Source organism: Pseudomonas sp. Tn43 (genome assembly GCF_014192635.1).
Taxonomy (GTDB): Bacteria; Pseudomonadota; Gammaproteobacteria; order Pseudomonadales; family Pseudomonadaceae; genus Aquipseudomonas.
Genome location: NZ_JACHYG010000011.1, coordinates 1 through 13,094, shown reverse-complemented (window position 1 = coordinate 13,094; position 13,094 = coordinate 1). Strand labels below are relative to the sequence as shown.

General features: G+C 57.8%; 14 protein-coding genes. 4 read left to right on the top strand and 10 right to left on the bottom strand.

The window, feature by feature from the left end:
- Positions 1-26: 26 nt before the first annotated feature.
- The 5 genes from iscU to trmJ all read right to left on the bottom strand — a co-directional run bounded on the left by iscU (position 27) and on the right by trmJ (position 4,058).
- Entirely contained in the window at positions 27-413 is a 387-nt protein-coding gene (iscU, locus tag FHW68_RS22815; protein ID WP_027619655.1) for a Fe-S cluster assembly scaffold IscU, read from the bottom strand.
- 85 nt (positions 414-498) lie between these two features.
- On the bottom strand, positions 499-1,713 hold the full coding sequence (locus FHW68_RS22810; protein WP_095632458.1) for an IscS subfamily cysteine desulfurase: 1,215 nt from the start codon (positions 1,711-1,713) through the stop codon (positions 499-501).
- 50 nt (positions 1,714-1,763) lie between these two features.
- Positions 1,764-2,255 (bottom strand): Fe-S cluster assembly transcriptional regulator IscR, encoded by a 492-nt coding sequence (gene iscR / locus FHW68_RS22805; RefSeq protein ID WP_003227911.1) that lies wholly within the window; start codon positions 2,253-2,255, stop codon positions 1,764-1,766.
- 256 nt (positions 2,256-2,511) lie between these two features.
- Positions 2,512-3,285 (bottom strand): serine O-acetyltransferase, encoded by a 774-nt coding sequence (gene cysE, locus FHW68_RS22800; protein WP_095632459.1) that lies wholly within the window; start codon positions 3,283-3,285, stop codon positions 2,512-2,514.
- 2 nt (positions 3,286-3,287) lie between these two features.
- A complete protein-coding gene (trmJ, locus tag FHW68_RS22795; protein ID WP_095632460.1) occupies positions 3,288-4,058 on the bottom strand; it encodes a tRNA (cytosine(32)/uridine(32)-2'-O)-methyltransferase TrmJ in 771 nt (256 codons plus the stop codon).
- Positions 4,059-4,308: 250 nt separating this feature from the next.
- On the opposite strand from trmJ, the gene suhB reads away from it, so the two are divergent.
- On the top strand, positions 4,309-5,127 hold the full coding sequence (gene suhB, locus FHW68_RS22790; protein WP_095632461.1) for an inositol-phosphate phosphatase: 819 nt from the start codon (positions 4,309-4,311) through the stop codon (positions 5,125-5,127).
- A 264-nt stretch (positions 5,128-5,391) separates the two neighbouring features.
- On the opposite strand, the gene rplS is transcribed toward suhB, so the two are convergent.
- The 5 genes from rplS to ffh all read right to left on the bottom strand — a co-directional run bounded on the left by rplS (position 5,392) and on the right by ffh (position 8,962).
- Complete coding sequence (gene rplS, locus FHW68_RS22785) at positions 5,392-5,742, bottom strand: 50S ribosomal protein L19 (RefSeq protein WP_003175895.1); 351 nt, start codon at positions 5,740-5,742, stop codon at positions 5,392-5,394.
- 45 nt (positions 5,743-5,787) lie between these two features.
- Positions 5,788-6,561 (bottom strand): tRNA (guanosine(37)-N1)-methyltransferase TrmD, encoded by a 774-nt coding sequence (gene trmD / locus FHW68_RS22780; protein ID WP_173667518.1) that lies wholly within the window; start codon positions 6,559-6,561, stop codon positions 5,788-5,790.
- Positions 6,543-7,079, bottom strand: a complete 537-nt coding sequence (gene rimM / locus FHW68_RS22775) for a ribosome maturation factor RimM (protein ID WP_095632463.1) — start codon at positions 7,077-7,079, stop codon at positions 6,543-6,545. The genes trmD and rimM overlap by 19 nt, the downstream gene beginning before the upstream one ends.
- Before the next feature lie 5 nt (positions 7,080-7,084).
- Positions 7,085-7,336 carry a 30S ribosomal protein S16 gene (gene rpsP / locus FHW68_RS22770; protein ID WP_003198088.1) on the bottom strand — a complete coding sequence of 84 codons (252 nt, stop codon included), beginning with the start codon at positions 7,334-7,336 and terminating at the stop codon, positions 7,085-7,087.
- 249 nt (positions 7,337-7,585) lie between these two features.
- Positions 7,586-8,962 (bottom strand): signal recognition particle protein, encoded by a 1,377-nt coding sequence (ffh, locus tag FHW68_RS22765; protein ID WP_095632464.1) that lies wholly within the window; start codon positions 8,960-8,962, stop codon positions 7,586-7,588.
- 210 nt (positions 8,963-9,172) lie between these two features.
- Here ffh and FHW68_RS22760 point away from each other — a divergent pair, with 210 nt between their 5' ends.
- The 3 genes from FHW68_RS22760 to FHW68_RS22750 all read left to right on the top strand — a co-directional run bounded on the left by FHW68_RS22760 (position 9,173) and on the right by FHW68_RS22750 (position 12,900).
- On the top strand, positions 9,173-9,985 hold the full coding sequence (locus FHW68_RS22760) for an inner membrane protein YpjD (RefSeq protein ID WP_183683204.1): 813 nt from the start codon (positions 9,173-9,175) through the stop codon (positions 9,983-9,985).
- 12 nt (positions 9,986-9,997) lie between these two features.
- The gene (locus tag FHW68_RS22755) at positions 9,998-11,242 is read left to right on the top strand and encodes an HlyC/CorC family transporter (RefSeq protein WP_095632466.1); all 1,245 of its coding nucleotides are present in this window, start codon (positions 9,998-10,000) and stop codon (positions 11,240-11,242) included.
- A gap of 341 nt (positions 11,243-11,583) precedes the next feature.
- On the top strand, positions 11,584-12,900 hold the full coding sequence (locus tag FHW68_RS22750; protein ID WP_095632468.1) for an MFS transporter: 1,317 nt from the start codon (positions 11,584-11,586) through the stop codon (positions 12,898-12,900).
- Positions 12,901-13,094 lie beyond the last annotated feature (194 nt).

Below are 13,094 nucleotides of genomic sequence, written 5' to 3'. Positions count from 1 at the left end.
CCTTACTCGTCGCCAAATCTTGAAAGTCAGATCAAGCCTTTCTTCTGCTTGTAATCGCGAACGGCCGCTTTGATAGCGTCTTCAGCAAGTACCGAGCAGTGAATTTTCACTGGCGGCAGAGCCAGTTCTTCGGCCAGCTGAGTGTTCTTGATGGTCTCTGCTTCATCCAGAGTCTTGCCTTTCATCCATTCGGTCGCCAGGGAGCTGGAGGCGATCGCCGAACCGCAACCGTAGGTCTTGAACTTGGCGTCTTCGATGACACCTTGTTCGTTGACCTTGATTTGCAGGCGCATTACATCGCCGCACGCCGGAGCGCCGACCATGCCGGTGCCGACATCAGGATCTTCCGCGTCCATCTTGCCGACGTTGCGCGGGTTCTCGTAGTGGTCGATGACCTTTTCGCTGTAAGCCATGATTCTTAATCCTCACTCATCAGGAGTCGCTCTTGAAGCCCTGCAAATCGTGGATTCACAGGGCCCGGTTGCGGCGACTTGAATATCAGTGTGCCGCCCACTCGATTTTCGAAATGTCGACGCCGTCTTTGTACATGTCCCACAGCGGCGACAGGGTGCGCAGCTTGGTAACGGCCTCGCAGACTTTCTGCGCGGCGTAGTCGATTTCTTCTTCGGTGGTGAATCGGCCGAAGGTGAAGCGAATCGAGCTGTGTGCCAGTTCGTCGTTGCGGCCCAGGGCGCGCAGTACGTACGAAGGCTCAAGCGACGCCGAGGTGCAGGCCGAACCGGATGAAACAGCCAGATCCTTGAGCGCCATGATCAGCGACTCGCCTTCAACGTAGTTGAAGCTCAGGTTCAGGTTGTGCGGTACGCGGGCGGTCATGCTGCCGTTGACGTACAGCTCTTCCAGGCCTTCGACCTGCTTGAAGAATCGGTCGCTCAGGGCCTTGATGCGCACGTTCTCGGCAGCCATGTCTTCCTTGGCCACACGGAAAGCTTCGCCCATGCCAACAATCTGGTGGGTCGCCAGGGTACCGGAACGCATGCCGCGCTCGTGACCGCCGCCATGCATGGTCGCTTCGATGCGAACACGCGGCTTGCGGCTGACGTACAGCGCGCCGATGCCCTTGGGGCCATAGGTTTTGTGGGCAGAGAACGACATCAGGTCGACTTTCAGTTTCGACAGGTCGATCTCGACCTTGCCGGTGGACTGAGCAGCATCGACGTGGAACAGGATTCCCTTGGAGCGGCACAGTTCGCCGATGGCGGCGATGTCGTTGATGGTGCCGATTTCGTTGTTCACGTGCATGACCGACACCAGGATGGTGTCATCGCGCAGGGCCGCTTCGACCATCTCTGGAGTGACCAGACCATCTTCGCGAGGATCGAGGTAGGTCACTTCGAAACCTTCACGCTCCAGTTGGCGCATGGTGTCGAGGACAGCCTTGTGCTCAATCTTGGTGGTGATCAGGTGCTTGCCTTTGGTGGAGTAGAAATGCGCCGCACCCTTGATTGCCAGGTTGTCGGACTCGGTGGCACCGGAGGTCCAGACGATTTCACGCGGGTCGGCATTGACCAGGTCAGCGACCTGACGACGAGCGTTCTCGACGGACTCTTCAGCTTTCCAGCCGAATACGTGGGAACGGGACGCCGGGTTACCGAAGTTTCCGTCGACCAGCAGGCATTCACTCATCTTTTGCGCGACACGTGGATCAACCGGGGTCGTCGCAGAGTAATCAAGGTAAATCGGCAATTTCATGGACTATCTCCTAAATCAGGCTGGCTGGCGTGCCGCTAGCTCTTTGGCTGTTATTCGACGGCGGACGCTTCAATCTTGTCCAGGCGTGGCGCCTTGCTGTTGCAACGACGCTGATCCTGACGCTGGGCTACTTCTTGCACCTCACGGCGAGTTACAAGATCAGCCAAGCTGATACCGCTCAGAAATTCGTGAATCTGCAGGCTCAGATCGCACCACAAGTGGTGGGTCAGACAGGTATCGCCGGAATGGCAATCGCCTTGGCCCTGGCATTTGGTTGCATCGACCGATTCGTTGACCGCATCGATTACCTGGGCGACCTGAATGCCCTGCATGTCGCGGGACAGCTGGTAACCACCGCCTGGACCGCGAACACTTGACACCAGATTGCTGCGGCGCAATTTGGCAAAAAGCTGCTCGAGGTAGGACAGGGAAATGCCTTGGCGCTCGGAGATATCGGCCAGGGACACCGGCCCGTGCTGCGCGTGCAACGCCAGGTCAAGCATGGCGGTCACGGCGTATCGGCCTTTTGTAGTCAGTCGCATGGACAATTACCACGGAATTCGGAATGGGGCGAGTATGCAATTCCCGAGTATTTAAGTCAACTATAAGACCTAGTGCTTTAGTCAGGTTTACCCGCAAAAGAGCGCGCGCATCATAACAGGGTCTACAGCGCAATGGCACACCGATGAGCGCGCCGCCATTATCTGAATACGACCTGCAGGAGCTGCCGCAGGCTGCGATTTTTTTGATTTTGTCCTTCTAAAGCAAAGATCAAAAGATCGCAGCCTGCGGCAGTTCCTACGCCTGACTCTGATCCTTGTCTTTTACGCAGGCGAAGTCTTCTTCGCGCAGTTGAGGCAGATCTTTCGCACAGTAATTGCTACCCAGATCTTTCAGCGCCCCGCACATTCCTTCAAGCCGACCGTCTACAGCCTGCAGATGATCGAGCAACTGATTGATGGCGCGAGCCACAGGATCCGGCATGTCTTCACCAACACCATAAGCATCGAAGCCGATTTTCTCGGCCATGGCCTTGCGCTTGGCATCCTGCTCATCATCGGACTTGACGATGATCCGTCCCGGAATCCCCACCACCGTCGCTCCAGGTGGAACCGCCTTGGTGACCACGGCATTAGAGCCCACTTTGGCCCCGGCGCCCACCGTAAACGGGCCGAGCACCTTGGCGCCCGCCCCGACCACCACACCATCTTCCAGAGTCGGATGACGCTTGCCTTTATTCCAGCTGGTGCCGCCAAGGGTCACACCTTGATACAGGGTGACGTCGTTGCCGATCTCGGCGGTCTCACCGATAACAATGCCCATGCCATGGTCGATAAAGAAGCGACGACCGACCTTGGCCCCCGGATGAATTTCGATTCCGGTCAACCAGCGGCCGAAATTCGATACCAGCCGCGCCAGCCATTTCCAGCCCATCCCCCACAACGCCGACGACAGGCGATGGATCCAGATGGCATGCATGCCCGGGTAGCACGTCAGAACCTCGAAAGCATTGCGTGCCGCCGGGTCACGATGGAAAACACTCTGGATATCTTCACGCAAACGCTCGAACATCATTAATCCTTCCGCTTTAGAAGCTCGCCACGGGCCGCTTTCTGGGTTTCCGTGAGGATGCCACGCAATATATTCATTTCCGCCCGGCTCACCGAGCTGCGTCCGTACAACCGGCGCAGGCGCGCCATCAAGTGCCGTGGCTTTTCCGGGTCGAGGAATTCGATGGCCACCAGGGTTTGCTCCAGGTGTTCATAGAATCGCTCCAGCTCATCCATGGTCGCCAGCTCACCACTTTTGGTGGACGCCACTTCCTCCTTCTCGACCTTGCTCGGCTGACCATGAGCCGCCAGCCAGGCCATACGCACTTCATAGCTCAACACTTGCACCGCCGCCCCGAGGTTCAGCGAACTGAACTCAGGGTCTGACGGGATATGCACGTGATAATGACATCGCTGCAGCTCTTCATTGGTCAGGCCGGAGTCTTCACGACCAAAAACCAATGCAATCTCGGCACCTTGCTCCGCCTCTTCGACCACCTTCACACCGCATTCGCGGGGATCGAGCAACGGCCAGGGAATACGACGATCCCGGGCGCTGGTACCGAGCACCAGATTGCAGCCGACCAAAGCATCTTCCAGAGTGGCGACGACCTGGGCATTTTCAAGGATGTCACCGGCCCCGGATGCACGCGCATCGGCTTCGTGATGCGGGAACAGCCGCGGCTCGACCAACACCAGCCGTGACAGGCCCATGTTCTTCATGGCACGCGCAGCCCCACCAATATTGCCGGGGTGACTGGTATTGACCAGAACGACACGAATGTTTTGCAGCAAGGGAAGCGCTCTCGAACACATTATCGGGAGCGGAATCTTACAGCGCCTCAGAATGTCCCGCCTCAAAAATAGCTGTTCACTTTCGACGACGCTCAATGTCGGCATTGATACGCGGCCACTTCTCCAGAATATGAACGTATTTGCGAGTCGAGATATACCGTTAAGCCATGAAAGCGAACGCCGACCTTCTCCTGTAGAAACTTTCTGATAGAATGCCCGGCTTTCTTTAACAACCTTAGGTGACACATCCATGCAGCCCATGCTGAATATCGCGCTGCGCGCCGCCCGCAGCGCCAGTGAATTGATTTTCCGCTCCATCGAGCGCCTGGATACCATCAAGGTCGACGAAAAAGACGCCAAGGATTACGTATCCGAGGTGGATCGCGCCGCCGAACAGAAAATCGTCGATGCACTGCGCAAGGCCTACCCTAATCACTCGATCATGGGCGAAGAAACCGGCATGCACGCCGGGAGCGGCATCGAAGGCGAAGAATACCTGTGGATCATCGATCCGCTGGATGGCACCACCAACTTCCTGCGCGGCATTCCGCATTTCGCTGTCAGCATCGCCTGCAAATACCGCGGTCGTCTGGAGCACGCCGTTGTCCTGGACCCGGTTCGCCAGGAAGAATTCACCGCCAGCCGTGGTCGCGGCGCCCAACTGAACGGTCGTCGCCTGCGCGTCAGCGGTCGCACCAGCCTGGACGGCGCCCTGCTGGGTACCGGCTTCCCGTTCCGCGATGAGCAGATGGACAACCTCGACAACTACCTGGGCATGTTCCGCGCACTGGTAGGCCAGACCGCCGGCATCCGCCGCGCTGGCGCAGCGAGCCTGGACCTGGCCTACGTGGCTGCCGGCCGTTTCGATGCATTCTGGGAATCAGGCCTGTCGGAATGGGACATGGCTGCAGGCGCCCTGCTGATCCAGGAAGCCGGCGGCTTGGTGAGCGACTTCACCGGCGGTCACGACTTCCTTGAGAAAGGCCATATCGTCGCCGGCAACACCAAGTGCTTCAAGGCAGTATTGACGGCGATCCAGCCACACCTGCCAGCGTCGCTGAAGCGCTAAACACCCCCGCTTAAAAAGCCGCAACACCTCAAGCAAACGCCCCGACTTGTTCGGGGCGTTTGCTTTTGCGCGAACTAAATACCACCAACTCAAGCCGCAACGCGATCCATAGCAGCCGCGCTCAGCTGTAGCAGCTGCTACAGAGCGCATCGCCGTTGTGATTTATAGGCGCCATAACGAAAAATGCCCCGCATCTTTCGATACGAGGCATTTTCTTGGATCACCAGCCTGAACAGGCTGGCAATTCGGCATCGGAAGCTGGACTTAAGCCAGTTTTTCCTTGATGCGAGCTGCTTTACCGGACAGGTCACGCAGGTAGTACAGCTTGGCTTTACGTACGTCACCGCGACGCTTGACAGCCATGCTGTCGATTTGCGGGCTGTAGGTCTGGAAAGTACGCTCTACGCCAACACCGTTGGAGATTTTACGAACGGTGAAAGCACTGTTTACGCCGCGGTTACGCTTGGCGATAACTACGCCTTCGAACGCCTGCAGACGCGAACGATCACCTTCCTTCACTTTCACCTGAACGACAATGGTGTCGCCCGGGGCAAAGGTAGGGATCTCTTTGGTCATCTGCTCTGCTTCGAGTGCAAGGATGATTTTGTTAGTCATGCTGTGCTCCTAAGGTAAATCGTCGGATCTACCATCGATACGTTGTTAACTATCGTCCCGCTCGCGGATATATTCCTCGAGCAGCTTCTTCTCTTCTCCAGAAAGCGAGCGGCTTTCCAGAAGATCGGCGCGTCGTTCAAAGGTCCTACCAAGGGACTGCTGTAAACGCCAACGCCGGATGTGCGCGTGATTGCCACTTAGCAATACGTCGGGAACACGCTGATCCGCATACACCTCCGGTCGGGTGTAGTGCGGGCAATCCAGCAAACCATCCGTAAAGGAATCTTCCTCGGCGGAGTCCGCATGCCCTAAAGCTCCAGGCAGCAGTCGTGTAACCGCATCGATCAGGACCATCGCCGGCAGCTCGCCGCCAGACAGTACATAGTCGCCAATCGACCACTCTTCATCGACATGAGCATCAATAAAACGCTCGTCAATGCCTTCATAGCGGCCGGCAATCAGGATCAATGCATCCAGATTCGCCAACTCGCGTACCGCCGACTGAGTCAGTTGACGGCCTTGGGGGGACAGGTAAATTACCTTCGCCGCCTCCCCGGCTGCTGCCTTGGCCTGAACCAGAGCGTCTTCCAGGGGTTTGATCTTCATCACCATGCCCGGACCACCGCCAAATGGGCGATCGTCCACAGTGTGATGTCGATCCGTCGTGTAGTCTCGCGGATTCCAACAAGTGAGCTGCAACAGCCCCTGTTTCACCGCCCGACTGGTGATGCCGTACTCGCTGATGGCGGAGAACATCTCGGGAAACAAACTGATCACTTCTACGCGCAAGTTAGCCACGTTTAGAAGTCCGCATCCCATTCCACCTTCATCTCGCCTGCGGCAAGGTCGACAGCCAACACGCATTGCTCCGTATAGGGCAACAGGCGTTCGCGATCATCCAGGCTGCCAGCGCAAGGCTTGACCACCATTACATCATTGGCGCCGGTTTCCAGAAGATGATCGATTTTTCCGAGCAATTGCCCGAGTTGATCAATAACCTTCAGACCTTCCAGCTGGTACCAGTAGTACTCGCCGTCGGTCAATTCAGGGAACAGGCTGCGCGGCACGCAGATCTCATAACCAGCCAGAAGACGCGCTTCTTCACGATCATCAAGACCCTTGAGCTTTGCGACCAGGAACTTGTCGCTCCCACGTCCACTGACCAGCTCGACCTGTTTCACACTACCTTCGCGCTTGAGCGTCCAGGTTTTGTACTGCAACAGGTTTTCAGTCGGATCAGTAAAGGAATACACCTTCACTTCGCCGCGAACGCCATGAACAGAATAAATTTTGCCAACAACGATCAAATCATCGGCAACAGCTGGCGTCGCGTTCATATTGCTCAGGCCGCAGCCTTGGCAGATTCCTTCAACAACTGAGCAACGCGCTCAGAAGGTTGTGCACCAACGCTCAGCCAGTAGGCTACGCGCTCTTGGTTCACGGACAGACGAACTTCTTGACCACGAGCAACAGGGTTGAAGAAACCAACCTGTTCCTTGTGCGAACCGTCGCGCGGGTTGCGGCTGTCGGTTACGGTCAAGTGGTAAAACGGGCGCTTTTTGGAGCCGCCAAGGGCAAGACGGATTGTTAGCATGTGAACATCGTTCCTGTAGTCGGTGCTGCAAATCTAAAGGCACAGCGGGCATAGGTGCCCGAAAGGCCGCATATTCTAAGGAATATCCGGACTTTTGCAAATGTCTTTTTCCGGCGGCCTATCGGTCGCCATCCAGATTTGCTATAGAGCCGTCGTTGAAAACGGCCAGTCAGCTCCCGCCAAGTGCGGGTTTGCTGGAGATCCCACTTCCATGTGGGAGATGCAAGGGCAAGCCCTTGCGTGAATACTTTACATTTTCGGCATGCCGCCGCCGGGCAACATACCGCCCATGCCGCGCATCATTTTGGCCATTCCGCCTTTCGCGGAAAATTTCTTCATCATCTTCTGCATTTGCTTGTGCTGCTTGATCAAGCGACCGATGTCCTGCACCTGAGTGCCGGAACCCATGGCGATCCGGCGCTTGCGCGAACCGCTGATCAGTTCAGGGTCGCGGCGCTCGGCCGGGGTCATGGAGTTGATGATGGCTTCCATTTGCTTGAATTGTTTCTCTGCCGCGCCTTGGGCATTGCCCATTTGCGCCAGATTCACACCACCCATGTTCGGCAGTTTGTCCATGAGCCCGCCGAGGCCGCCCATGTTCTTCATCTGTTGCAGCTGATCGCGGAAGTCTTCGAGATCGAAGCCCTTGCCCTTTTTCAGCTTCTTGGCCAGTTTATCGGCCTTGTCTTTATCGAGGGTCTGTTCAGCCTGCTCGATCAGGCTGAGCACGTCGCCCATGCCAAGGATGCGCGATGCGATACGTTCAGGGTGAAACGGGTCGAGCGCTTCGGTCTTCTCGCCCATACCGATGAACTTGATCGGCTTGCCGGTGATGGCGCGTACCGACAGCGCGGCACCGCCACGGGCATCACCATCGACCTTGGTCAGGATCACACCGGTCAGCGGCAGCGCATCGCCGAAAGCCTTGGCCGTGTTGGCGGCGTCCTGGCCGGTCATGGCATCGACCACGAACAAGGTTTCGACCGGGTTGATCGCGGCGTGCAGCGCCTTGATCTCGCCCATCATCTCTTCATCGATGTGCAAACGACCGGCGGTATCGACGATGACCACGTCGATAAATTTCAGTTTGGCTTCTTTGATAGCTGCTTGCGCGATGTCGACCGGCTTCTGACTCAGGTCGGACGGGAAGAAGGTGACGCCAACCTCACCCGCGAGCATTTCAAGCTGCTTGATCGCCGCCGGACGGTAAACGTCCGCAGACACGACCATGACCGACTTCTTCTTGCGCTCTTTAAGGAAGCGCGCCAGTTTGCCGGCGGTGGTAGTTTTACCCGCACCTTGCAAACCGGCCATCAATACGACGGCAGGAGGAACGGCGCTCAGGTTCAAGTCTTCGTTGGCCGCGCCCATCAGGTTTTCGAGTTCGGCCTGGACGATTTTCACGAAGGCCTGGCCCGGCGTCAGGCTGCGCGACACCTCGGTGCCGACAGCACGCTCCTTGACCGAGTTGACGAAGTCTTTGACCACTGGCAAGGCGACGTCGGCTTCGAGCAGCGCCATGCGCACTTCGCGCAAGGTGTCTTTGATGTTGTCTTCGGTCAGCTTGGCCTTGCCGGTGACATGGCGCAGCGTCTGCGAGAGACGGTCGGTTAAGTTTTCAAACATTACGCGATCCTTTCAGGCCCTGTGTAGACCGGGATAATGGCGGCCCAGACCGGAATAAACATTTGCTCGGCGAGCCTGCGGCGTGGGCAGGTCGCGGATTATAGCGAAGACTGCGTCTGGCGGACACCTCGCGATCAGATTGCATGGTCTTTCGTGCGATGTGGGTTCTATGCCAAACTCAGCGCCTTTCGGGCTTGCCTAACAGGATTTATGCTCCCCTTGTCACCCAGTTTGCTTACCACCCTCGCCGCCGCCTGCTTATACGCCGCTGCGACCCTCTATCAAGGCACTCGTCTGGCCAACGGCGCCAAGGCGAACAAACGCCTGCTGGTTACCTTCGGTGTGCTGGCCGTGCTGGCTCACAGTGCCAGCCTGGTCACCTATCTGCTGACACCGATCGGCCTGGCCCTGGACTTTTTCAGCGCCGCCAGCCTGATTGCCGCAGCCGTCATCGCCCTGACGCTGCTGGCCTGTTCTCGGATTCCGGTGGAAAACCTGCTGCTATTGCTGTTTCCGTTGGGCGCCGCCACCGTGATGCTGGCACAGTTCGCCCCCGCCGGTACGGTGCAGATCATTGACGAAGCGCCAGGCATCCTCGCCCATATCCTCTTGTCGATCCTCGCTTACGGCATGTTCACCATCGCCGTGTTTCAATCTTTGCTGCTGCTGGTTCAAGACCATCAGCTCAAACACAAGCATCCATCCGGGCTGATCAAGAACTTCCCGCCGCTGCAAACCATGGAAAGCCTGCTGTTTGGTTTCCTCTGGGCCGGCTGGAGCCTGCTTTCGTTGTCACTGATTTCCGGCTGGTTGTTCGTCGAGAACCTGTTCGCCCAGCACCTGGTGCATAAAACCCTGCTGGCGTGCCTGGCCTGGATCGTGTTCAGCGTGCTGCTTTGGGGGCGCAACCGCCTCGGCTGGCGCGGACACAAAGCCATCCGCTGGACCCTTGCCGGTTTTTGCCTGCTGATGCTGGCGTATTTCGGCAGCAAGCTGGTCCGCGAATACATTCTGCATATCTGACGGGCGGCATTAATGGACGATTTGCCCATAGGGCCGATGCTCGCAGTGCTGGCCCTGCTGATTTTATGGTCGGGACTGTTCACCGCCATCGAAATCGCACAAAAGCACTTGCTGGCCCAACGCACGGCCTCGCGTTCGAGCGACAAACCCGTGGCGAAGCTGAGTTTCCCGCTCAATAGCCTGATCCTCTGCAACACCCTGTGTCGCGCGCTGGTAGTGGTCATCAGCACCTTGCTGGCAATTTTCACCTGGGCACAAAACGGTCCATGGATTGCCTGCCTGGGTGCCAGCGCCGTGCTGCTGGTGTTCGCCGAGTATTTGCCGCGCACCCTTGCCGCGCGCTATCCGGATGCGGTCCTGAGCCTGGGCAATACACTGCTCGCCATCCCCTTGAAGATCGTCTACCCGGCTGCCTGGCTACTCAATGCCGTCAGCCAACTGCTGATACGACCCTTCACCCGCAAAATCAATGTGGTGCAACAAAGCGAAGACGAGGCACCCGCAGATCGGCATGACGATCATGAACACGCCGCCAGTCGCCCGCATTCGCTGTCAGGTATTCATGCGCTGGATAACATCACCGTCAACGATATTCTGGTACCGCGCAGTGACGTCGACGGGATCAATCTGGACGATTCCCTCGAAGAAATCATCGAACAACTGCGCCACAACAGACGTACCCGCCTGCCGGTATTCCACAGCGACATCAATCAGGTCGAAGCGGTGCTCAACACCCGGCAGATCCGTCATTTGCTGGCGGATTCAAGCCTGACCCGGGAAGCGCTGCTGGCCGCCAGTCACGAACCGTACTTTGTACCGGAAAGCACCCCGCTGCAGCTGCAACTGCTGAACTTTCACAAACAGCAGCGACGCTTGGGCATGGTGGTCGACGAATACGGCGAAGTGCTGGGCATCGTGACCCTGGAAGACATACTCGAAGAGATCGTCGGTGAATTCGAAAGCCAGCACAGCCTGGATAATCCGCACATTCATCCGCAGGCCGACGGGCGCCTGGTCATAGAAGGGGCGGCGTCGATTCGCGAATTGAACAAGAGTCTTGGCTGGCATTTGCCCAGCGATGGTCCGAAAACCCTCAACGGGTTAGTGACCGAGGCGCTGGAAACGATTCCAGACAGTGCGGTTTGCCTGAAAATCGGGCGTTATCGGCTGGAGATCCTGGAGACGGAAGACAATCGTGTCACGCGCGTGTTGATCTGGCACACCAGCTCAGTGCCTGCCCTAGCCTCTAGCCGTTAGATCGTTAAAAGATCGCAGCCTCGCTACGCTCGACAGCGCCTACAGTTTGGAGTGCGTTCCTTTTTTGTAGGAGCTGTCGAGCGAAGCGAGGCTGCGATCTTTTCAATATCCATGCCTTGTTCAATCGTTAGCCGCCTTCCTATAATCCGCCTACCCAAGCCCCCGCCGAACCACGTGCTTACCCCGCGCGCAGCAGGTTCCGGCCCGATCATCGGCAATAGCCGCACCACTGCGACGACTGTTCCTACCTTGAACAGCGACCGTATCTGAACCCACATCCCTGGGTATTCGACCATTAATAATTCGCTCCACTGGAGCCCATGACTGTCAGGGATTACCGCATGACGACCAGCACAACGTTCAGCGACACCGCGCCCGTTCAACCAACCAACTCCGCCACCCGAGTAGCCACTGCGAGCTTCATTGGCACGGCCATCGAGTTCTATGACTTCTACGTTTATGCCACCGCTGCAGCGCTGGTAATCGGCCCGGTGTTTTTTCCGCAGACCTCCGGCACCGCCCAGATGCTGTCGGCGTTCCTCACTTTCGGTATCGCCTTCCTTGCGCGACCATTGGGCTCCGCGCTATTCGGCCACTTCGGCGACCGCATCGGGCGTAAATCGACACTGGTTGCTTCCCTGCTCTTGATGGGCGTGTGTACCACGCTGATTGGCGTGTTGCCGGGTTATGACAGCATTGGCGCCTGGGCGCCGATCCTGCTTTGCGTGCTGCGCTTCGGCCAAGGTTTGGGGCTAGGTGGTGAATGGGGCGGTGCCGCATTGCTGGCCACGGAAAACGCGCCCAAAGGCAAGCGTGCGTGGTACGGCATGTTCCCGCAACTCGGCCCATCGATCGGGTTTCTGGCGGCCAACGGCCTGTTCCTGACCCTGGCCATGAGCCTCAACGACGAGCAGTTCCGTTCGTGGGGCTGGCGGATTCCGTTCCTGCTCAGTGCCGCACTGGTGATGGTGGGCCTGTATGTGCGCCTCAAGCTCCACGAAACCCCGGTATTCGCCAATGCCATGGCTCGTCAGGAACGGGTGAAGATCCCGCTGGTCGAGCTGTTCAGCCAATATTGGGCGCCGATGCTGCTGGGTGCCGGTTCGATGGTGGTGTGTTACGCGCTGTTCTACATCTCAACGGTGTTTTCGTTGAGCTACGGTGTTTCGACGCTTGGCTACACCCGCGAAACCTTCCTCGGCCTGCTGTGTTTCGCCGTGCTGTTCATGGCGGCCGCGACACCGCTGTCGGCCTGGGCCAGTGATCGTTTCGGACGCAAACCGGTGCTGATCGTCGGCGGCGTTTTGGCGATTCTGTCCGGATTCCTCATGGAGCCGCTGCTGACGCAAGGCTCGACCTGGGGCGTGGCGCTGTTCCTGTGCATCGAACTGTTTCTGATGGGCGTGACGTTTGCGCCGATGGGCGCGCTGCTGCCAGAGCTGTTCCCGACCCACGTGCGCTATACCGGCGCGTCGGCGGCCTACAATCTGGGCGGCATTGTCGGAGCTTCGGCGGCGCCTTTCTTTGCGCAGAAACTGGTGGCGATGGGCGGTTTGAGTTATGTCGGCGGGTATGTGTCGGGGGCGGCGGTGCTGAGTTTGATTGCAGTACTGTGCCTGAAGGAGACGCGGCATAACGATTTGAATCGGGTTGCCTGAAGCCAAAAGCTTCGCGGGCAAGCCTCGCTCCTACAGGGATCACGTCAAACGACAGTAGTGCGTTCAACAAGTGACCTAATGAAATGGCTACCCCCGCCTCCCCCCTGTGATCGCCCACTAAGCTTTCACCGGGGGCTCATCGGAGATCATTGCCATGAACAACGTAGCTATCGCCGCCATCGACCTAGGAAAAC